Source organism: Amycolatopsis orientalis DSM 40040 = KCTC 9412 (genome assembly GCF_000478275.1).
GTDB classification, from domain to species: Bacteria; Actinomycetota; Actinomycetes; order Mycobacteriales; family Pseudonocardiaceae; genus Amycolatopsis; species Amycolatopsis orientalis.
In genome coordinates this window covers 97,970-118,095 of sequence record NZ_ASJB01000097.1, presented here as the reverse complement: position 1 = coordinate 118,095, position 20,126 = coordinate 97,970, and the positions used below count along the sequence as shown (strand labels likewise).

Annotated in this window: 16 protein-coding genes; 6 read left to right on the top strand and 10 right to left on the bottom strand. The window is 70.1% G+C overall.

The features are described 5' to 3' along the window. Positions 1–15: 15 nt before the first annotated feature. Complete coding sequence (locus L324_RS39160) at positions 16–2,898, bottom strand: S8 family serine peptidase (RefSeq protein ID WP_037321186.1); 2,883 nt, start codon at positions 2,896–2,898, stop codon at positions 16–18. A 262-nt stretch (positions 2,899–3,160) separates the two neighbouring features. Beyond that, positions 3,161–4,723: a deoxyguanosinetriphosphate triphosphohydrolase family protein gene (locus tag L324_RS39155; protein ID WP_037321053.1), complete on the bottom strand. Its 1,563-nt coding sequence runs from the start codon at positions 4,721–4,723 to the stop codon at positions 3,161–3,163. Between the two features lie 82 nt (positions 4,724–4,805). On the opposite strand from L324_RS39155, the gene L324_RS39150 reads away from it, so the two are divergent. Both L324_RS39150 and L324_RS39145 read left to right on the top strand, forming a co-directional pair. After that, a complete protein-coding gene (locus L324_RS39150) occupies positions 4,806–5,942 on the top strand; it encodes a lycopene cyclase family protein (protein ID WP_037321049.1) in 1,137 nt (378 codons plus the stop codon). Positions 5,943–6,014: 72 nt separating this feature from the next. After that, a complete protein-coding gene (locus L324_RS39145; protein WP_037321045.1) occupies positions 6,015–7,700 on the top strand; it encodes a GGDEF domain-containing protein in 1,686 nt (561 codons plus the stop codon). Between the two features lie 75 nt (positions 7,701–7,775). Here L324_RS39145 and L324_RS39140 read toward each other — a convergent pair whose 3' ends face one another. From L324_RS39140 to L324_RS39130, 3 genes are read right to left on the bottom strand one after another with little or no spacing between them, the layout of a single operon-like run. Further along, positions 7,776–8,936: a sulfotransferase family protein gene (locus L324_RS39140; protein ID WP_037321039.1), complete on the bottom strand. Its 1,161-nt coding sequence runs from the start codon at positions 8,934–8,936 to the stop codon at positions 7,776–7,778. Between the two features lie 10 nt (positions 8,937–8,946). Continuing rightward, entirely contained in the window at positions 8,947–9,729 is a 783-nt protein-coding gene (locus L324_RS39135) for an SDR family oxidoreductase (protein ID WP_037321033.1), read from the bottom strand. Beyond that, complete coding sequence (locus tag L324_RS39130; RefSeq protein WP_037321028.1) at positions 9,726–10,895, bottom strand: DUF1214 domain-containing protein; 1,170 nt, start codon at positions 10,893–10,895, stop codon at positions 9,726–9,728. Before L324_RS39130 ends, L324_RS39135 begins: the two co-directional genes overlap by 4 nt. An 87-nt stretch (positions 10,896–10,982) precedes the next feature. Between L324_RS39130 and L324_RS39125 the strand changes: the two genes are divergently transcribed. Then, positions 10,983–11,867 carry a helix-turn-helix domain-containing protein gene (locus L324_RS39125; RefSeq protein ID WP_037321023.1) on the top strand — a complete coding sequence of 295 codons (885 nt, stop codon included), beginning with the start codon at positions 10,983–10,985 and terminating at the stop codon, positions 11,865–11,867. Between the two features lie 69 nt (positions 11,868–11,936). Here the strand turns inward: L324_RS39125 and L324_RS39120 are convergent, their stop codons facing one another. Then, the gene (locus L324_RS39120; RefSeq protein ID WP_037321018.1) at positions 11,937–12,404 is read right to left on the bottom strand and encodes a nuclear transport factor 2 family protein; all 468 of its coding nucleotides are present in this window, start codon (positions 12,402–12,404) and stop codon (positions 11,937–11,939) included. A 77-nt stretch (positions 12,405–12,481) separates the two neighbouring features. On the opposite strand from L324_RS39120, the gene cysD reads away from it, so the two are divergent. After that, entirely contained in the window at positions 12,482–13,390 is a 909-nt protein-coding gene (cysD, locus tag L324_RS39115; protein ID WP_037321014.1) for a sulfate adenylyltransferase subunit CysD, read from the top strand. Further along, positions 13,390–15,219: an adenylyl-sulfate kinase gene (gene cysC / locus L324_RS39110; RefSeq protein ID WP_037321011.1), complete on the top strand. Its 1,830-nt coding sequence runs from the start codon at positions 13,390–13,392 to the stop codon at positions 15,217–15,219. Before cysD ends, cysC begins: the two co-directional genes overlap by 1 nt. Positions 15,220–15,292: 73 nt before the next feature. Here the strand turns inward: cysC and L324_RS39105 are convergent, their stop codons facing one another. The 4 genes from L324_RS39105 to L324_RS39090 are packed head-to-tail and all read right to left on the bottom strand — an operon-like array spanning position 15,293 to position 18,817. Next, positions 15,293–16,330 carry a serine hydrolase gene (locus L324_RS39105; RefSeq protein ID WP_152547132.1) on the bottom strand — a complete coding sequence of 346 codons (1,038 nt, stop codon included), beginning with the start codon at positions 16,328–16,330 and terminating at the stop codon, positions 15,293–15,295. An 18-nt stretch (positions 16,331–16,348) separates the two neighbouring features. Continuing rightward, positions 16,349–17,017, bottom strand: coding sequence for a response regulator (locus L324_RS39100; protein WP_081736612.1), 669 nt, complete (start codon positions 17,015–17,017; stop codon positions 16,349–16,351). Next, entirely contained in the window at positions 16,999–18,228 is a 1,230-nt protein-coding gene (locus tag L324_RS39095) for a sensor histidine kinase (protein WP_037321008.1), read from the bottom strand. Before L324_RS39095 ends, L324_RS39100 begins: the two co-directional genes overlap by 19 nt. A gap of 31 nt (positions 18,229–18,259) precedes the next feature. Continuing rightward, the gene (locus L324_RS39090) at positions 18,260–18,817 is read right to left on the bottom strand and encodes a TetR/AcrR family transcriptional regulator (RefSeq protein WP_037321005.1); all 558 of its coding nucleotides are present in this window, start codon (positions 18,815–18,817) and stop codon (positions 18,260–18,262) included. 89 nt (positions 18,818–18,906) lie between these two features. Here L324_RS39090 and L324_RS39085 point away from each other — a divergent pair, with 89 nt between their 5' ends. Continuing rightward, positions 18,907–20,124 carry an MFS transporter gene (locus L324_RS39085; RefSeq protein WP_037321002.1) on the top strand — a complete coding sequence of 406 codons (1,218 nt, stop codon included), beginning with the start codon at positions 18,907–18,909 and terminating at the stop codon, positions 20,122–20,124. Positions 20,125–20,126 lie beyond the last annotated feature (2 nt).

Sequence of the window (20,126 nt, the reverse complement as noted above, 5' to 3'; positions counted from 1 at the left end):
TAGCTCGACGCCTTGCTAGACCGGCTTCACCGGCCCGCGCCCGACGGACTTGCCGACACCGGCGGGCCGTTCCGCCACACCGGGCTGAACGAAACCGTTGATGTGCAAGGAAACCGAGCGGATCGAACCGGTGTCGCCCCCGGCGACGTCCGTCGCGGTGAACGTCCAGGTGCCGTCGGCGGCCGTACCGGAGGTCAGGCCGCCGAGGGCCTGCGCCGGCTTGTAAGTTCCGGTGAAGGGCGCGTTCGACGCCGTCACCGAACTGAACGGAGTGGCCGCGTTGTCGGCGAAGACGACCTGGCACAGGTTGTTGCCCGAAGCGCCGTTGCGCTGGAACACGGTCGCCTTGGCGCCCGAGGGCGCGGTCAGCGTGCCGACCAGGTCACCGACGTAGGAGTGGTTGATGCCCACCGTTTCCGACGTCTGGTCGGTGTTGCACGTGGCCCCGTCCACCGAGAACGTCAGTTTCGACGCGCGCCCGACACCGCTCACCGCGATCGGCACGGTCACGCCGGTCGGGTCGCTGTCCGGGATAGCCACCGGGGCACCGGCGTAGGCGAAGTTCCGCGTCACCGGCGACGGGGTGCCGACCGGCAGCGAGAACGTCGACGTGGTCGGCGAGAACGAGCCCGCGAACGTCACCCGGGCGTTCAGCACCACCGGCACGCCCAGTTCCTGGGTGGTGGGAACGGTGATGGTGAAGTCGTTGACCCCGGTCTGGCCGGGGCTGATCGTGCCGTACGACTTCGCCCGCGGCGCCACCGTGACGCCGGGGGTCGGGCTGGTGAGCACGACGCTGGTCGAGGTCGCCGTGCCGTCGCCCCGGTTGGTCACCGGCAGGGTCACCTTGGCCGTGTCGCCCGGGTCGAGCGCGGAACCGCCGTCGGCCGGGGTGACCGTCGGCTGACCCGCGGTCGCGAGCGGCTGCGGGCTGGCACCGGTGTAGGCGAGGACCTTGTCGGCGAGGATGACACCGGCGCCGCTGGGGTTGTCGCGACCCGGGGTCAGGATGTCGACGGCGGTGTTGATCAGCGCCGCGCGCACCTCGGCCGGGGGCAGCCCCGGGTTGCCCGAGAGCACCAGGCCCGCGATCGCGGCGGCGTGCGGCGCGGCGGCCGACGTGCCGTAGAACGTGGTGAAGCCGGTGACGCTGGTGGAGACGCCGTCGGCCGCGGTGATGTCCGGCTTGGCGCGGACCTCACCACCGGTCCCGGACACGTTCCCCGGGGTGATCGGGGTGCCGTCGGCCTGGTAGAACATCCGCCGCGGTCCGTCCGAAGTGAACCGTTCGACCTTGGACGCCGCGCTGAACGCGCCGGGGAACGGGCCGGCCGGGTTGGCCGGGTCGTTCGGTTCGAGGGCCCGCGGGAACGCCTTGGCCGCCGGTGCCGCCGCGACGCTGAACGCGTCCCGCGCGGCGGAATGCCCGACGGTCACGCCGGGGGTGGTGTAGGCCTTGAGACCGTCGGCCGAATCGGAGAAGCGGCCACGCAGCGCGGACAGCGACAGGTAGCGACCCTCACCGGAGAACTTGACGATGGCCAGCCGCAGACCGGCGCCGCCCGTGGTGTCCACCCGCTCGTACGGGTCCTGGGTGCCGGTCTGGTTGTCCTGGCTGAAGTCGACGACGTTGCCCGCCGCGTTCAGCAGGTACAGGTCGTAGTCGTTGGCCGAGCGGCCCAGCGGGTCCGACCAGAACAGCGTGACCGGTACGCCGGGCGACGCGCTCGACATCGGCTGGAAGATCTGGTTGCCCGCGGCACCGGCGAAGTTGTGCGCGACACCGGCGAACTTGCCGACGCCCTTGCCGGAATCGACGAAGTCGCCTTCCCAGTGACCCGAGGTGCCGTTGGCGACGTTGCCCTCGTTACCGGCCGAGGAGAAGTACAGCGCGCCGTCGGCGGTCACGTCGTTCACGGCCTGGGCGATGATCCAGTCCTGGAACGGGGATTCCTTGAAGTACAGGACGTCGTCGACGATGATGTCGCAGCTCGCGTCGAAGCGCAGTTTCCGGATGTTGTCGGCGAAACTGGCGTCGGAGTTGAACGCGCTGGCGAAACCGAGCGACGCGTTCGGCGCGAGATCGTGGATGATCTCGAGCATCGCGGTGCCCTCGTCGCCGTCGCCCTCCTGGCCGGGGATGACGTCGACGCCTGCCGGGAGTTCGCCCCGGGCCTGCGAGGTCGCGAGCGAGTCGACGCCGTCGGACAGCGCGCAGATCTTGGTGCCGACGCCGGTGACGCCGAACTGCTGGCGCGCGGTGTCGGCGTTGTGGGCGCGGTCGCCTTCGCTGTTCACCGGTCCGGCGGCGATCCCGGGCTGGCCCTTGGCCTCGACGGCCTTCTTCAGCTCGTCCGCGATCCGGACGGCCTTCTGTTCCTTGGTCTCCCGGTCCCCCTGCTCGCCCGCGGTGGCGGGTTCGGCGAGCTGACGGGCGGTGAACGCCTCGTTGGCGGTTTCGACCTTCTTGACGTCGGCGCGGCCGGCGATCGTGGAGAGCGCGTTCAGCGGGACCTCGGCGCGGACGCTGCCGTAGCGGGCCGAGACCGCGCGAATCCCCGCACCGGATTCACGCAGGCTCTTGAGGAGTTCTTCCGAGACCTGGCCCCGGATGTCCACGAGTACGGTGCCGGCCGCGGAGACCATCGCCCCAGACCCCAGTGCGGGAACCGCGGAGGCCGACATGCGCTGTGCGCGGATCTTCTGTTCGACGAGCAACCGGCTGTCCACTTTGGACTCCGTGGCGCTCTGGCTCTTCTTGACCGACTGCAGGGCCTCGATCTGCCGGACGGTGTTCTCCGAGAACGCGTCCGGGGTCTGGCCGGGCTCGGCCGCCGCGACGGGCGGGCCGACCAGGCCGAGCGCGGTGACGAGGGCCGCGGTGCCCGCGGTCAGGATCGTTCTTCTTCTCCTGTTAGAACGGGTTGGACGCACGTGCGCCTCCGATTCCTAGGCGCGTGCCCCGACTCACGCTGACCGACGCCGGCGATCACCGGCTGGATCAAGCTAAGTACCGGGCGTGCACCGGCGGCAGGAGCCGTTCGAGTGACTTCGGAAAGAGAATTTCCGTTCATGGCCGCAGCTCGTAGGCCGTTCAGCGTAATTCTCGTGAGTGGCAGTAACGGTTAGAACCGTCATTACCACTCACGAGGCCTAACGCTCAAAGTACGAAGGAGTCCGACCAAGGCTGCGAAGCACGACCGGACAGCCCGTCCAGAAGCGTCACCGCCTGCTTGTCGGTCAGCGACGCCACGAAGTCGACAACCGCGCGCCCGCGCGCCAGCCCGCGTACGGCGTCCGCACCGGTGACCGGTTCCCCGGTCGCCCCGATGAGCAGTTCCGGTGACGTCCGCGCGAGCGCGGAGAACTCCGACTGCGCCAGTTCCATCAGATCGTGCAGCCGCCGCGGCAGCCGGTAGAACTCGTCGCGGTCGAGCAGCCACGCGTCGAGCGCGTCGACCAGCGTGGTCACCAGGCTCGCCTGTCCGCGTTGGTGCAGCGCCAGTTCGGGGCGCAGCAGGACGAACCGGCGGTGCACGAACTTCAGCACCTGGACCTCGTGCCACTGCGCGGGCCGCAGCGTGAGATGCCCCGTCCGGGTCGAGGGCGAGGCCACCACCTGGACGCCGTCGACGAGCCGCGCGGTCCATTTCGCCGAGAAGGCGGCGGTGGCCTGCTCCGCCTCGATGGACCCGTCGAAACCGGTGGCCAGCAGGCCGTCGACGAGTTCGGCGCGGACACGGGCGACGGCGCTGGTGAAGGCGTCGTCGTCGACGATCCAGCCGTCCTTGGCGTGCATCCGGCGGCGCAGCCGCTCCAGCGAACGGCCGGGCAGCCGCCGTTCGGCGGTCAGGGTCGCGTCGTCCAGGGCGGCCAGGTCCAGCGCGTGATCGACCCAGCCGGTGAACTCGGCGGCGACCGGCGCGTGCTGCAGGACCCCGATCCGGTGAAAGTCCTGGAGATCGTGGATGGCGTAGGCGATGTCGTCGGCGGTGTCCATCACGGACGCTTCGACGGTCTGCTGCCAGGGTTCGATCCGGCCCTCGAACGGCGCCCGCGCCTGGACGAAGTCGTCGAGTTCGGTGCTGTAGGCGGAGAACTTGCTCGCGCCGGTGCCGGGGGCGTCGGCCGGTTCGGCGGCGCCGCGCGGCTGGACGGCCATCGACGTCGGATGCGGGTCGGGCACGTGCAGCCGGGCCCACGGGTACTTCAGCACCGCGGCGCGCACGGCCGTGGTGAGGTCGAGCCCGGAGGCGGACGGGCCCCGCACGTCGGTCGTGGTGATGATCCGGAACGACTGCGCGTTGCCCTCGAAGCCGTCGGCGAGGCCGAACCGGTGCCGGGCGATGCGGTCCAGGGTCTGCTCGCCGAGGTGACCGAACGGCGGATGCCCCAGATCGTGCGCGAGCGCGGCGGCCTCGGCGACGTCCGGGTCGCAGCCGCCCAGTTTCGCGGCGAGTTCGGCGGAGTCGCTGGTGGAGTTGATCCGTTCGGCGATCGCGCGGGCGACCTGAGCGACCTTGAGGCTGTGCGTGAGCCGGTTGTGCAGCAGCCCGGCGCCCCCGGCGCTGACCACCTGGGTCACCCCGCCGAGCCGCGCGAAGAACGGCGACGCCGCGATGCGGTCCCTGTCGATCCGGAACGGGCTCGTGGCGAGATCGCTGAACCCGGCGCTCGCGCTCTCCGGTTCGCGCCGCCACGTCCGTGGATCCGTCTGTTCCATGCGTCACACCGTATCCGTCGCGGCGGCATGATGAGTTACCTGCGGACGGAAATCCGAAAGCGCGCTTTGGGACACTGCCCAGGTGGCGGACGTGGTGATCGCGGGCGGCGGCCCGGCGGGGCGCGCGCTGGCGCGTGCCTGCGCGCGACGTGGCCTGGCGACGGTCCTGATCGACCCCGCGCCGGAGAGGCGCTGGCGGGCGACCTACGGGCTGTGGGCCGACGAACTGCCATCACTGCCCGAGAGCGTCGTCGCCTGCGCGCCTTCGACCACGCTCGCCTTCGGCACCGGGCCGCACGTCCTCGAACGCCAGTACCTCGTGCTGGACAACGCCGGCCTGCGTACGTGGCTGACCGGCGGCTACGACGTCGTCCGGGGAACGGTGTCCGGTGTGGACCACGGCCGGCAGGGCTCCTCGGTGCGGCTGGAGGACGGCCGGGTCCTCGCGGCCGGCCTGTACTTCGACGCCTCCGGCGCCCGGCTCCGGGGCGACCGGTACGAGCAGACGGCCTTCGGCGCCGTCCTCCCCGCCGAGGACGCGCTGCGGCTGGTGGACAGCCCGGACACCGCGGTGTTCATGGACTGGCGGTCGGCCGAGTCCGGGTTCCTGTACGTGCTGCCGCTCGGCGACGGCACGGTCCTGGTCGAGGAGACGTCGCTGGCCCGCAGGCCCGGCCTGCCGCTGGGGCTGCTGGCGGCCCGGCTGCGCGCCCGGCTGGCGGCCGCCGGGCTGACTCCCCATGGTCGCGAGGAACGCGTCCGGATCGTGCTCGACGTGCCGGTGCCCCGGCGCGGGCGGACGGTGCCGTTCGGTGCCGCCGCCGGGCTGACGCATCCGGCGACGGGGTACAGCGTGGCGACGTCGGTGCGGCTGGCGGAGCCTGTCGCCGACGCGGTCGCCCGTACCTGGGAGCGAGGTCCCGCCGAGGCCGCGGCTGCCGCGCACCGCGCGCTCTGGCCGTCCTCGGCCCGCGCCGTCCACGGCCTGCGGCGGCATGGGCTGCGCGCCCTCTGCGGGATGCCGCCGGAGCTGGTCCCGGCGTTCTTCGAGCTGTTCTTCTCACTCCCTGCCGAGCTGCAACGAGCGTTCACATCGGGTCGCGAAGACCTGCCACGTACCACCGAAGCGATGACGGTACTTTTCCGGATGGCGCCTTGGCCGGTGAGAAAACACCTGATCGGGTGGCATGGGCCCCGCGGATTGCTCCGTTCCGGGTAACCCCGGTGCCTTCCCGATGAACATCAGTCGACACGTGTTTCGTTTCGGACCGTCACCAGCGAACATGCGATTGTGACGTTGCAGATCGCGGTCCGCTTCGCTTACCAGCCGTTGTACAGCCTGCACACCGGTGGCGTCGTCGCGTTCGAAGCACTGGCGCGGCCGGGACGCGGCACCGCGCACGAACTGCTCGCCGACGCGCGGCGCAGCGGCAAGCTGGCCGAGGTCGACATCGGCCTGGCCGCCGAAGCCGTGCGCCAGCAGAAAGATCCGCAGAACACCCTCCCCCTGCACCTGAACCTGTCCGCCAGGACCGTGGCCGCGCCGCCGCCGGAGTTCGACCCGCTCACCGACGCACTCGGCCTCGCGGGCCGCCGGACCAGGGACGTCGTGCTGGAGATCGGGCCGCCGTTCTCCCAGGTCCCCGCCGACCAGCTGCTCACCGGGATGCGGCGGCTCACCGACCTCGGCTTCCGGCTCGCGCTCGACGGCCTCGGCCGCGGCGACCTCCCGCTCACGCTGCTCGCCTCCGCGCCGATCGACCTGGTGAAACTGGACCGCAGCGTGCTGCGCGGCCTGCCGCACGATCCGGCCGCCGTCGCGGTGGTCGAGGCGGTGCTGCATTTCGCGTCACGCACCGACAACCGGCTGGTCGCGACCGGCCTCGAAACCACCGAGCAGCTGGAGTCCGCGCGGCGGCTCGGCGTGCGGATCGCGCAGGGCAACCTGCTCGCCCCGCCGGACGGCAACCACGCGCCGCTGCCCGCCCCGGACGCGCCGGGCCCGTTCATCCCCGGGACCGCCCGCGCCCGCCGCGTCGGCGACTTCCTGCGGCCCGCGACCACGCTGCCGGAGGACGCCACCTGCGACGACGTCCGCGAGGTGCTGGCCGCGGCCGACGGGCCCAGCGGCGTCGTCGGCATCGACGACCGGCACCGGCCACAGTGGTCGGTCGACCGGACGCGGTTCCTGGTGTCGGTCACCGGGATGTACGGCCACGCCCTGCACGCCAAGCGTCCCGCCTCGCGGCTCGCCGACGCCCCGCACACCATCCACGTGGACGCCAGCGCGCTCGAATTCCTGGAACTGGTCACCGACGCGGACTGGGGCCGCACCGGTGACGACGTCGTGGTGGTCGACGATCGCGGCCGCTGCCTCGGCGTGGTGCTGGTGACCGAGGTCGTCCGCGGGGTGGCGGAGGCGAAGGTCGAGGAAGCCGTGTCGCTGAGCCCGCTGACGCGGCTGCCCGGCAGCGACGCCGTCGCCAGGGACGTCGACCGCCGGATCAACGCGCGGGAACCGTTCGTCGCGGCCTGGCTGGACGTCGACTCGTTCAAGACGGTGAACGACACCGCCGGGTTCGCCGCGGGCGACGACCTGATCCGCACCCTCGGCCGGACGCTCACCGATCTGGAGTCCCGGCTGCGGCGGATGCGCGTCAGCCACGTCGGCGGGGACGATTTCCTGATCGCGTGCGACGTCGACGAGATCGGCACGGTCGCCGCCGCGCTGCTGGACACCCCGTGGTCGGCCGACGGGATGCCGGTGACGGTGTCGCTCGCGACCCTGGTGTGCGGCAACGGCGCGATCCGGTCCTATAAGGACGCTTCCCGGCTGTTGGCGCCGTTGAAGAAGCGCGCCAAGGAGGTGCCGGGGTCCAGCTGGGTGCTCGGGCGGCCGGGTTCGGACCGCGTCGAGGTGCTGCGCGGGATCACCACCCGGCGCCTGCCCGCCCAGCGCGCCGCCGCCGGCTTCTGACCCCATGCGTTTCGTCCTCTGGATGCGGTAGTTGCGCGTGCAAGTACCGCATCCAGAGGACGAAACGCGGGAGGTTCAGAGGTCGTAGGCGGCCAGATAGGCGGAGAAGCGCTCGTCGACCTCGCCTTCGGTGAGGCCGAAGTCCGCGAGGTCGTACCGGTGCCGGGGTTTCCTCGCCCCAGAGCGGCTTTCGGCATGCAAAGCGGTCATCGCGTCCCGCGCCCCGTCGGACAACGACAGCCCGAAATGCCGGTAGACACCGGCGACCGTCCCGATCGGATCGGCGACGAAATCCTCGTACCGGACATCGCAGAACCGGGCAGGGTCGTGCCTTTTCCGCGCTTCGAGCGCCCTTTCCGCGCCCCGCGCCCACAGATCCAGCTGACTCCGCCCGATCACCTCGCCCCGGAAGACGTCGGACCAGCCTTCGGAAGCCTGCTCGTTCAGGCTGCAGACCGACGCGATGATCGTGCTCGGCGCGCGGTGGGTCTGCACGATCAGCGCGTCCGGGTACACCTCCAGCAGCGCGTCGAGCGCGAACAGATGGCTCGGGTTCTTGAGCACCCAGCGGCGTCCGGCGTCGGGCAGCCCGATCAGCTGCAGGTTGCGGCGGTGCCTGCGGTAAGCGTCGGTCCAGCTCTGCCCGTCCAGCCAGCGCGAGTACGTCGGCACGTGCGCGAGGCATTCGTAGGACACCGATTTCAGCGACTGCCTCAGCAGCTGCCAGCATTCCTCGACCTGATCCGCGGACATGTGGTGCAGGCCCATGAATTCGGGGTGTTCGACGTGGTGTTTCTCGTAGCCCGCCTGGATTCCTTGGAAGACCGGGTTCCCCGCCCACGTCTCGCGCGGCGGCCGCGGCTGCGGCACCTCCGTCAGCCAGACCTCCAGTCCCTGGTGCGCCGGATCCTCGGTGAGCATCCGGTGCAGCGCCGTGGTCCCGGTGCGCGGCAGTCCGGTGACGAAGATCGGCCGCTCGATGGGGACCTCGGCGTACTCGGGGTTCTGCTTCCAGGAGACTTCGCTCAACGATCTCGCCACCAGGGCGCCGCGCAGGAACGCGCGATGGATCTTGTTGCCGTACGGGGTCAATCCCGCCTCCGCGGCGTATGAATCCAGCAGTACGCGGAGCCCTTCCAGATGGTCTTCGCCGCCGAAGTCGTCCAACCCGGTGAGTTTCGCCGCCGACGCGTGCAGATCCTCCACGGTGCCGACGTTTTCCCGCCCTGGCAACATGTTCTCCCCTTCAGTGGTGATACTCACCGGCATTGACGTCGAGGCACTGCCCGGTGACGCACCGGGCCAGCGACGAGACCAGGAACACGACGGTGTCGGCGATCTCGTCCGGTTCCGGCAGGCGGCGCAGGTCGATCGTCTCCGCCGTCTCGGCGTACACCTGCTCCGGCGGGACGCCGCGTTCCTTGGCCAGGTAGGCGAAATACCACTTGAGCGAATCCGCCCAGATGTACCCGGGCGCCACGGAATTGACCCGGATCCCGCGCGGACCGAGTTCCGAGGCGAGGCTCTGCGCGAGCGCGAGCAGGCTCGCCTTCGCCATCTTGTACGCGCCGAACGTCCGCCGCGAATGCCGCAGCACGGCCGAATTGATCATCACGACCGAACCGCCGCTCTCTTCGAGCGACGGCGTGAACAGCCGCGTGAGCCGGAGCGCGGCGAGCACGTTGGTCTCGAAGCCCGCACGGACGGCGTCGAGGTCGACGTCGGCCAGATCCATGATCGGCGGGATGGCGAAGGCGTTGTTCACCAAGGCGTCCACCCGGCCGAACGCCTTCAACGCGGTCTCGGCGAGGTTCGCGGCCGCGGTGTCGTCGGTGATGTCGGTGGGCACGGTGACCGCGCGGCGGCCGAGTGCGTCGATCTCCTTGGCGACCTCGGCGAGCCGCGTTTCGGTGCGGGCGGCGAGGACGACGTCGGCGCCCGCCGCGGCACAGCGGGTGGCGATGGACCGGCCGAGTCCCGGGCCGATCCCGGAGACCACGACCACCTTGTCCCGCAAGAGATCCGTCATCCCAGCATCCTCGCCGCGACGGCGGTCTGACGGGCGGCGATCCGCTCCGCCCACTCCTGCGGGCTCACGCATGCCTCGTCGTGGAACGGCAGCCTGTCGGCGAGTTCACCGAACTTGACGACCTCGACCTCGGGACCGTCGGCGGCGTCCAGCGCGCGGGAAAGGCGCTGCCACCGGATCTGGACGTATCCGCGATCGTGCCCGGTGCGTTCGAGCCAGTTGGCGAGGCCGGGATCGCGTTCGCTGATCACGAACCGGATCTTGCCGTCCGGGTCGACCCGCGCCTGGTCGGCGGTGAGGCTGGTCTGGTGATTGATGTAGTCCAGCGAGAGGTACCAGATGCTGCCGAGCTGGATGCCCTGGTACGGCGCGTCCGACCGCGGCACCGTGACGATCATGACCTCCTCGTCACCGAGTTCGTAGTGCCCGGCCGAGGAGTACTGCGTGGTCAGGCCGCCCGGAGTCGGCCGCGGTTCGGTCATCGTGTTCACCGGCAGGTTCAGGTAGAACCACTTCGGGAAGGCGAGGAAGGTGCGCAGCCTGCTCAGCAGGATCTTGCCGGTGACGCCGTAGCGTTTGGCCAGCACGTCGCGCGTGAGTGGCGCGGGGGCGCCGCCCGCGGTGTCGGCGCACTGGATCTGGATGGTGCCGCGGCGTTCGGTGGCCCAGTCGCTGTAGACCTCGCGCACCACGAGCATCGACGAGCCGGGGCCGAGGACGAAATAGTTGGGGCCGGGATCGGGTTTCGCCGGTCCGAAGCGGAGTTCGAACGAACCGTCCTCGGCGATCTCGATCTCGCGGTCGTCGAAGGCGGCGAGGCTGTCCGGCACCTCGACGGGTGAGTAGTCACCGTTGAGGACCTGGAAACTGACGTCGGCCGTGCTCCCCCGCGTCCCGGTGACGACGTACTCGCGGTCCTCGCGGATGTTCGCGTTGAAGTACAGCGTGTCCGGGTTGTCCAGGCCCATCTTCGTGTACGGGCCGGTGGACTGGGTGAAGTACGGATAGTCCCGTTCGTAGGCCCACGCCATCTGCAGTGAGGCGCGGATACTGCCGGCGAGGTAGTCGTACCCCTCGACCAGATCCTGTTCGGTGCGGATGTGCGGCGCCTCGGCGATGACCTTCTCGGCTTCGACGATCGCGTCGGCGAACGGTTGAGTGAGCACCGGCGACTCCTCATACTGGTACAAATACGTACCGACTTGGTACGTTCTACCCGCGATCAGACTAGAACGCGTTCTAAGGATGGGTCAATGACCGTGACTCGGCGCTCTCCGCCCACCGAGCGGGTCGTGCGGCTGCTCGACTTCTTCGCCGCGCATCCCGGCCGGCGTTTCGGACTGTCGGAACTCGCGCGCGAACTGGACCTGGCCAAGCCGACCTGCCTCGGCATCGTGACCGAACTGGCCGCGGGCGGCTACCTGGTCCGGGACCCGGGCCCGGTCACCTACCGGCTCGGACCGGCGATGATCGCCGCGGGCCGCGTCGCGGGCGAGGGCTTCGGCGCGAGCGAGGTCGCGCTGCGGCAGCTGCGGGAACTGAGCGAGCGCTACAACGCCACGTGCACCGCGTCGGCCGTGGCGGGCGACCGGATCCTGATGCTGCAGAGCGCCGGGCCCGGACGGGTCAAACTCGGCGAGACCTACCCGTTCGCGCCACCGGTCGGCCTGATGTACGTGCTGTGGGACTCCGACGCGGCGTTCGACGCGTGGCTCGCCAAACCCCCGGCCGTGCCGGTGCGGCTGGACGAAGCCCACCTGCGCCGCGTCGTCGCCGAATGCCGCGAACACGGATATCTGGTGGAAAGCCTGACCTCGGCCGGGCGACGGCTCTACTCGCTGATGGCCGGCGTCGGCGCGGAGGAGCTGCCGCCGGAAGTGCGGGGATTGGTGGGAGAACTCGTCTCGAGTCTCGGTGAGCGCGTCTACCTCGGCGCCGATCTGGAACCGCGCCGCAAGCACGCGGTGAGCCTGCTCGCCGCGCCGACGTTCGACGCCGCCGGACGGCAGGAACTGGTGCTCACGCTGTCGGTCGGCGAGCCGATCACCGGTGCGGAGATCGCCCGGCGGGGTGCCGCCCTGGTCGCCGCCGCCGACGCCGTCACCGCCGAATCCGGCGGCCGCCGCCCCCGCGTTTAGTCCTCTGGATGCGGTGGTTGCACGCGCAAGGACCGCATCCAGAGGACGAAATGCATAGAACGGAGCGGGTCAGGAGGACCACCGGTTGGCGGTGAGCTTGAAGCTCGGCAGGTCGTCCATCGACATCATCGACTCGTACAGCCGGTCGTACTGGGTCGAGGCGACCAGCCAGGCGCCGTCCACACGCCGGTAGGTGTCCTCGTAGAACGCCGCGCCCTCGATCACCACCCGGTGTTCGGGCACGATCACCTTGTCCCGCATGAGCCAGCTGCCCCGCGCGGTGTCGCCGTCGATGTCGATCTCCGGCTGGCCGGCGAAGTGCACCGTCGTGACACCGGGCCCGACGGCATTGCGCATGAACTCGATGATCGCGTCGCGACCCTCGAAGTCCAGAGGCTTGCCGTACGACGGCGTGCCGTAACGCGCGTGCGCGTCGGTGGTCAGGGTCTCGCCCATCTCGTCCCACAGCTTCAGGTCGAGGCACCGGAGGTAGCGGGCTTTGAGGCGTCGGATCTCTTCGAGTGCGACCAGGTCCATGCCGACAGCGTCCTCCTCCCCTTGACCAAGCACAAGAACTTGTTCTACTTTTCTGATCTCCAACCACGGAGGTCCCGATGGTGTCCCCGGCATACGAGCTCACCCATCTCGAAGCACTCGAAGCCGAAGCCGTGCACATCTTCCGCGAGGTCGCGGCGACGTTCGAACGGCCGGTACTGCTGTTCTCCGGCGGCAAGGACTCGATGGTGATGCTCCACGTCGCGACCAAGGCGTTCTGGCCGTCACCGCCGCCGTTCCCGGTGATGCACGTCGACACCGGGCACAACTTCGACGAGGTCCTCGAGTTCCGGGACCGCACCGTCGAGACCTACGGCCTCCGCCTCGTCGTCACCAGCGTCCAGGATGACATCGACGCGGGCCGTGTCGTCGAAGATCCCAAAGCAGGCCGGAACCGGCTCCAGACCGCCGCCCTGCTGCGGGCGATCCGCGAGCACGCTTTCGACGCGGTCTTCGGTGGCGCGCGGCGCGACGAAGAAAAGGCGCGCGCGAAGGAACGAGTGTTCAGTTTCCGCGACGAGTTCGGCCAATGGGATCCACGCAATCAGCGCCCCGAACTCTGGGATCTCTACAACGGCAGGCACCGCAAGGGCGAGCACATCCGCGTCTTCCCGCTGTCGAACTGGACCGAACTCGACATCTGGCAGTACATCGAGGCCGAGGGGATCGATCTGCCGTCGATCTACTACTCGCATCGGCGGCCGGTGATCCAGCGGGACGGGATGCTGCTCGCCCACACCCGGTTCCTCACCCTCGGCGAGGACGAAACCCCTTACGAGGCAACGGTTCGCTTCCGCACCGTCGGCGACGCGACCTGCACCGGCTGCGTCGAGTCGACGGCCTCGTCGCCGGGTGAGGTGGTCGCCGAAGTCGCCACCACCCGGCTCACCGAACGCGGTGCCACCCGCGCCGACGACCGGATCTCGGAGGCGGGCATGGAAGACCGGAAGAAGGAAGGCTACTTCTGATGGGCGCTTCGCAGCTTGTCCGGATCGCCACCGCGGGCAGTGTCGACGACGGGAAGTCCACCCTGATCGGACGGCTGCTCTTCGACGCGAAGACGGTGCTCACCGACCAGCTCGAAGCCATCGAACGCACCAGCCGCGCCCGCGGCGAGGTGTACCCGAATCTCGCGCTGCTGACCGACGGCCTGCGCGCGGAACGGGAGCAGGGCATCACGATCGACGTCGCCCACCGGTATTTCGCCACGCCCCAGCGGAAGTTCATCATCGCCGACACACCGGGACACGTGCAGTACACCCGGAACATGGTCACCGGGGCGTCCACCGCGGATCTCGCGCTGATCCTGATCGACGCCCGCAAAGGCGTGCTCGAACAGTCGCGGCGGCACGCGTTCCTGGCCTCACTGCTCGGAATCCCGCACCTGGTGCTGTGCGTCAACAAGATGGACCTCGTCGACTGGTCGCAGGAACGCTTCGAGGAGATCCGCGAGGACTTCCGCCGCTTCGCCATGAAGCTCCAGGTGCACGACCTCACCTTCGTCCCGATGTCGGCCCTGCACGGCGACAACGTCGTCCACCGCGGCGCCAGTATGCCTTGGTACGAAGGGACTTCCCTGCTGCATCATCTCGAACAGGTGCATGTGGCCTCGGATCGCAATCTCGTCGACGCGCGGTTCCCGGTGCAGTACGTGATCCGGGAGCACAGCCGCGATTTCCGCGGTTACGCGGGCACCGTCGCGGGCGGCGTGTTCAAACCCGGCGACGAGGTCACCGTGCTGCCGTCCGGGTTCACCACGACGGTACGCGCGATCTGGGGCCCGGGTGGCACCACGATCACCGAAGCCTTCGCTTCGCAGGCCGTCACGATCGAACTCGCCGACGACCTCGATCTCGGCCGCGGCGACCTGATCTGCCGCCCCGGCAACCGTCCGCACACCGGCCGGGACGTCGACGCGATGGTGTGCTGGTTCGCCGAGAAGAACACCTTGAAAGCCGGGGCGACCTACCTCGTGCGGCACACCACCAGCGAAACCAAGGCCGAGATCCGCGATCTCGACTACCGGCTCGACGTCACCACCCTGCACCGCGACGAGACCGCGAAAGCGCTGTCCCTCAACGAGATCGGCCGGATCAGGCTGCGCGCACGGCGGCCGCTGCTGTTCGATTCCTACCGCCGTAACCGGTCCACCGGTGGTTTCCTGCTCGTGGACGAGCAGTCCGGGGCGACGGTCGCGGCCGGCATGATCACCGGTCCGAGTGTGACGGCGTCGAACGTCGTCTGGCACACCGCCGCGGTCACCAGGGCGGAACGCGCGACACGCGGGCTCACCGTCTGGCTCACCGGGCTTTCCGCGTCCGGGAAGTCGAGCGTGGCCGTGGAACTGGAGCGGCGGCTGGTCGCCTCCGGCAGGCCCGCGTATCTGCTGGACGGCGACAATCTCCGGCACGGGCTGAACGGAAACCTCGGTTTCAGCCCGGCGGACCGCGCCGAGAACGTCCGGCGCGTCGCGGAAGTCGCGAAACTGTTCGCCGACGCCGGGGTGGTGTCGGTGGTCTCGCTGATCAGCCCGTACCAGGCCGATCGCGAACTCGCCCGTGCCGCCCACGAGGCGGCCGGGCTGCCGTTCCTCGAAGTCTTCGTCGACACTCCCCTCGAGGTCTGCGAAGACCGCGACCCCAAGGGGATGTACGCGAAGGCGAGGGCGGGCGAGATCAGCGGGTTCACCGGGGTGGACGCCCCCTATGAACGGCCGGAGTCACCGGATCTGGTGCTGACCCCGGAAAACGGCGATCCGGCCGCGATGGCCTCGCTGATCCTCGCCCTCCTGGAGTAGCTGAAGGGCGCTTTCCCCGCATTACATGCGACGAAAGCGCCCATCGCCGCGTCCTATGCGACGAAAGCGTCCTTCAGCCGCCGTTGGAGGCCCGGTACGGAGCGGTCGCGTAGGTACGGGCCGTGACCGCGGTCAGCTTTTCGACCGAGCGGAACATCGTCTTCCCGAGCTTCGCCCGCGCCTTCAGCGCCGGATGCGTCGCGGCGTAGTCGTCCTTGTTCACCGCCGGGTCGCCCGCGAACTCGCCGGAGGCGAACAGCGCGTAGGTGAGGATCGGCTTGCCGTCCGCGCTGAACATCACCCCGGCCTCGTTGCGCCCGTCCTTGAACCAGCCCGCCTTCGTGGCGACCCGCAGCCTCTCCGCCGACGTCAGGTTGAGCCGAACACCGTCGGTGAAGGCGCTGAGCGAACGCAAGATGGTCAGCAGGTACTCGGTGGACTTCGCCGAGAGCAGCGTCCCGCCGACCAGTTTCCGGAGCAGCGTGTGCGTCTCGGCCGGGGTGGTCTTGCCGAGGAAGAAGCGGTTCGGGTTCGCCACCGGGACGACCTGGGTGTGCACGAATCCCTTGCCGCGCAGGATCTCGTTGACCTCCGCGGCCGAGCAGACCAGCCCGCACAGGCGCACGGCGGTGTTGTCGGAAAGCGTGAGCAGCGCGGCCATCGCGTGCCCGAGGGTCACCGAACTCGGGTACGCGCCGTCGAGTCCGAAGATGCCGTCGGTGTCCTTGATGACGATGTCGGCCGTGACCTCGACGCGCTGGTCCAAAGTGAGCAGGCCGCGATCGATCTTGTCGAGCACCGCGGAGGCGACGGCGATCTTGTTGACGCTGTAGGCCTCGACGACCTCGTCGGCCCGCTCGGCGACGGCGGGCACCAGGTTCCCGGCGGCGTCCGCGACACTGACGTACGACGACCAGGTTCCGCCCGCTTTGGCGGTTTCCCTTGTGTAGGCCTCGGAAATCCGGCGGGCGGCGGCCGAGGCGTCGGGGGCGGCAGTGTCCGCTTCGGACTCTTCGACGGCGTGAGCGACTTGCGTCGTCCCGAGCACAGCGCCCGCGGCGGCGACCGTGCCCAGCCCCAGCAGGCGACGACGATTGACGTTGGTATCCACTTCGGAACCCTACCGCGTTCAGCCGGCCGGGGTGACGAATCCGGTGTCGTAGGCCTTGATGACCGCCTGTGTCCGGTCCCTCGCGCCGAGTTTCGCGAGAATGTTCCCGACATGCGTCTTCACCGTCTGCACGCCGAGATACAGCTCCCCGGCGATCTCCACATTGGACAGTCCACCCGCCATCAGCCGCAGCACCTCGCGTTCGCGTTCGGTGAGCCCGGCGCCGGCGAGACCGTCCTGCGGGCCCCGTTTCGCCTGCAGCGCGGCCAGCCGCCGGATCGCGGCCGGGAACAGCAGGGACTCCCCCGCTGCGACGGTCCGGATCGCCGCGACGATCTCCTCGGGCCGGGTCCGCTTCAGCAGGAACCCGCTCGCGCCCGCGAGCAGGGCGTCGTAGACGTAGTCATCGTTTTCGAAGGTGGTCACCACGATCACCTTCGGCGGATTGTCCAGAGTGGACATCAGATGGGCGGTCGCCTGTATTCCGTCGATCGACGGCATCCGGACGTCCATCAGGACGACGTCGGGGCGGAACCGCGAGACCAGGCCCGGCACCTCCGCGCCGTCGGCCGCCTCGCCCACGACCTCCAGATCCGGTTCGGCGGCGACGATCGCCCGCAGCCCGGCGCGGATGAGCTGTTCGTCGTCGACCAGCAGCACGCCGATGCTCATCGCCGGTTCCCCCATGGCACCGCCACCTCGACCTTCCACAGTCCGTCCGCGCGGCCCGCCGTGATCGTGCCGCCCAGCACGTCCACCCGTTCCGCCATCCCCCGCAGCCCCCGGCCGCCCCCGTCCCGTGACGGCGCTGCGGCACCGAGCGGGTTGGACACCCGCAGCCGCACCAGCTCCGGCCCGACGTCGACGAGCACCGTCACCGGAACCTTACCGGCGTGCCGCAACGCGTTCGTCAGGCATTCCTGCAGGATGCGGTAGGCCTCGCGGGAGACGACCGGCGGCACAGCCGACGGTTCGCCGCGGACCTCGGCCGACACCTCCGCGCCCGCCAGCCGGGTCGCCTCGATCAGCGACGGCAGCTCTCCCAGTCCGGACTGCGGCGTCCTCGACGACGTCTCCTCCCGCAGCAACCCGAGAACGTGGTCGAGATCGTCGAGCGCGGCGCGGGCGGAGTCCTCGATCGCGGTGAGCGCCTGCTCGGTGAAGTCGGGATCGGCACGCAGGGTCCGGCGCGCGGCCCCGGCCTGGATGGTCACGACGCTGAGCGCGTGCCCGACCGAGTCGTGCAGCTCCCGCGCCAGCCGGTTGCGTTCGGCGAGCTGTTCGGTGCGCTTCTCCAGTTCGGCGATCCGTTCGGCGGCCGAGACGCCCAGCAGGCTCCGGGCACAGCGGGTCAGCACCGCACCGGCCATCCAGACGCCGTACGCCAGCGCCACGAGACCGAGCAAAAGCACCGCCGGGATCCACGCGCTCGCCCAGCCTTCGGGCACCAGGATCGGGTTCTCGGTGGACAGGGCGATCCGGCCGGTGAACGGCGCCGCGACCGCGAACCCGAAGACCACCGGGACGACCAGGCTGATCAGGCTGACCACGCAGCCGGTCCCGACGTGCAGCAGGAACATCGCGCTCGACCGCAGCCGGACCGGCCAGCTTCCCGCCGGCCCGAAGGTCGCTCCCGGCACCGGGTCGTCCAGCAGTTCCCGCACGGCCGCGCCCTCCAGCACCCGGACGGCGGGGAGGAACGACGACGCGATCATCACGAGGGCCACCACGACCAGCCCGATGATCACCCCGTACTCCATCGTCGTGGCGAGTGGCAGCAGCGAGGGCACGATGACGGCGGCGAAGAGCAGATACGGCACGCTCAGGGCACCGCCGAGGATGAAGTACACCCACCGGCGGTAGGTCGCCCGATCCGTGAGCGGGCCGAAGACTCGCATGCGTTTTCCCTCGTGAGTGGTAAAGACGGTTCTAACCGTCATTACCACTCACGAGGGTCTCCGCGATCTCCCGCGCCAGGGCGACCCGGTGCGCGTCGCCGTCGATGCCGGTATGCGCCACGGCGCCCTCCAGCAGGAGGAAGAGCTGCTCCGCGAGCCGCTCCGGATCGGCGGCGCGCGGCGCGTCCTCGCGGAGGAGCTCGGCGAACTTCGCCCGCACCGCGGCCTTGTGCCGCCGGATCACGTCGAGCCCGGGATGCCCGGGGGTCAGTTCGGCGGCCGCGTTCAGGAACGCGCAGCCCCGATCGCTGCCGAGCCCGGGATGGTCGATGTAGGCGTCGAAGACCACGAGCGCGCGAGGCGGGGAGGCTTCGGCCAGCCGCTCTTCGAGATACGCCCACCAGACGTCATGGCGCCGCCGCAGATAAGCGACCGTGAGCTCCGTCTTCGATCCGAAGCACGCGTACAACGTCTTCTTCGTGACACCGGCGGCCTCGGCCACGGCCGCGACGCCCACCGCGTTCAGGCCCTCCCGATAGAAGAGCTTGCTCGCGGCACTCAGGACACGCTCGCCGGCGGGGGTCAGCATGCCTCGACTATACCGATCGGTTGACCCGAGCGTGAAATGCGGGAACACTCCACAGGTATACCGATCGGTATACATCTGGAGGAGAACTGATGGTTTCTTCGTACAAACGCGAGCTGACCCTCACCGCGGCGGGGTTGTCGCTGATCGCGGTCTCATACGGACTCGCGAGGTACGCGTACGGCCTCTTCGCGCCGGCCCTCCGGGCGGAGTTCGGCCTCGACGGGGGCACGCTCGGCACCATCGCGTCGGGCAGTTACGTCGCGTACTGCCTCGCCGTGATCGCCTCGACCGCCGTCACGGCCCGCTGGGGCGCGCGGGCGGGCGCCCTCGCCGCCGGGACGACCGCGACCGCGGGGACCGCCCTGATCGCGGCCGCCCCGAACGCCGCCGTCCTCGCCGTGGGCGTCGTCCTCGCCGGAGCCAGCACCGGCCTGGCCTCCCCTTCGCTCGCCGACGCGGTCTCACGTGTCGTCCGCGCGAACCGCCGCGACCGGGCCCAGGCCGTGGTGAACGCCGGAACCGGACTCGGCGTGCTCGTCTCCGGACCGGTCTCGCTGCTCGCCGTCGGCGACTGGCGGCTGGCTTGGTGGGCCTTCGCCGCGGCCTCCGCGCTGGTGACCGCGTGGATCGCCCGCGTCGTGCCGCCGGTCAGGGAGCGCCGCGAGCACGGGCTGCCGGTGCCGCTGTTCCCGCCGTCCACCAGGCGGCTGCTGCCCGCCGCCGCGACACTGGGCCTGGCCAGCGCGGCCGTCTGGACGTTCGGCCGCGACATCGCCGTGAGCGTCGGCGGACTCGGCGAGACCGAGTCGACCGTGGTGTGGATCGTCCTCGGCGCCGTCGGCCTGGCCGGCGCGTTCACCGCCGAGCTGACCTCCCGGGCGGGGCTGCGCCGGGCCTGGTCGGCGGGGATGATCCTGTTCGCCGCCGCCACGGCGCTCTTCGCCCTCGCCACCCGGTCCCTCCCGGCGCTGATCATCGCGGCGGCGCTCTTCGGGGCCGTCTACATCGGACTGACCGGGGTGCTGATCCTGTGGGGTACCAGGGCCTATCCGGGCTCGCCCGCGTTCGGCGTCGGCGTGGCCTTCCTGCTGCTGGCGCTCGGACAGGCCGCCGGGGCGCCGCTGATCGGTTTCCTCGGCGACCTCATCGATCTCCGCGCCGGATTCCTCGCGGCGGCCGCCATGGCCGTCCTCGGCCTCCTGTTCGCGCCCACGGAGGCGAGGGCGACCTACAACTTCGGGCTCCGTTCCCTCTCAAGGGTGAGTTCCGTCCCGCCGGAGCGGGAATCCCGCGCGGGCCGCGCGTGATG

Bases quoted from the DNA above. Each gene is read 5' to 3' on its own strand.
- L324_RS39155 (WP_037321053.1), bottom strand. From the start codon at position 4,723: ATGGAACAGACGGATCCACGGACGTGGCGGCGCGAACCGGAGAGCGCG.
- L324_RS39140 (WP_037321039.1), bottom strand. From the start codon at position 8,936: ATGTTGCCAGGGCGGGAAAACGTCGGCACCGTGGAGGATCTGCACGCG.
- L324_RS39135 (WP_037321033.1), bottom strand. From the start codon at position 9,729: ATGACGGATCTCTTGCGGGACAAGGTGGTCGTGGTCTCCGGGATCGGC.
- L324_RS39125 (WP_037321023.1), top strand. From the start codon at position 10,983: ATGACCGTGACTCGGCGCTCTCCGCCCACCGAGCGGGTCGTGCGGCTG.
- L324_RS39120 (WP_037321018.1), bottom strand. From the start codon at position 12,404: ATGGACCTGGTCGCACTCGAAGAGATCCGACGCCTCAAAGCCCGCTAC.
- cysD (WP_037321014.1), top strand. From the start codon at position 12,482: ATGGTGTCCCCGGCATACGAGCTCACCCATCTCGAAGCACTCGAAGCC.
- cysC (WP_037321011.1), top strand. From the start codon at position 13,390: ATGGGCGCTTCGCAGCTTGTCCGGATCGCCACCGCGGGCAGTGTCGAC.
- L324_RS39100 (WP_081736612.1), bottom strand. From the start codon at position 17,017: ATGGGGGAACCGGCGATGAGCATCGGCGTGCTGCTGGTCGACGACGAA.
- L324_RS39095 (WP_037321008.1), bottom strand. From the start codon at position 18,228: ATGCGAGTCTTCGGCCCGCTCACGGATCGGGCGACCTACCGCCGGTGG.
- L324_RS39090 (WP_037321005.1), bottom strand. From the start codon at position 18,817: ATGCTGACCCCCGCCGGCGAGCGTGTCCTGAGTGCCGCGAGCAAGCTC.
- L324_RS39085 (WP_037321002.1), top strand. From the start codon at position 18,907: ATGGTTTCTTCGTACAAACGCGAGCTGACCCTCACCGCGGCGGGGTTG.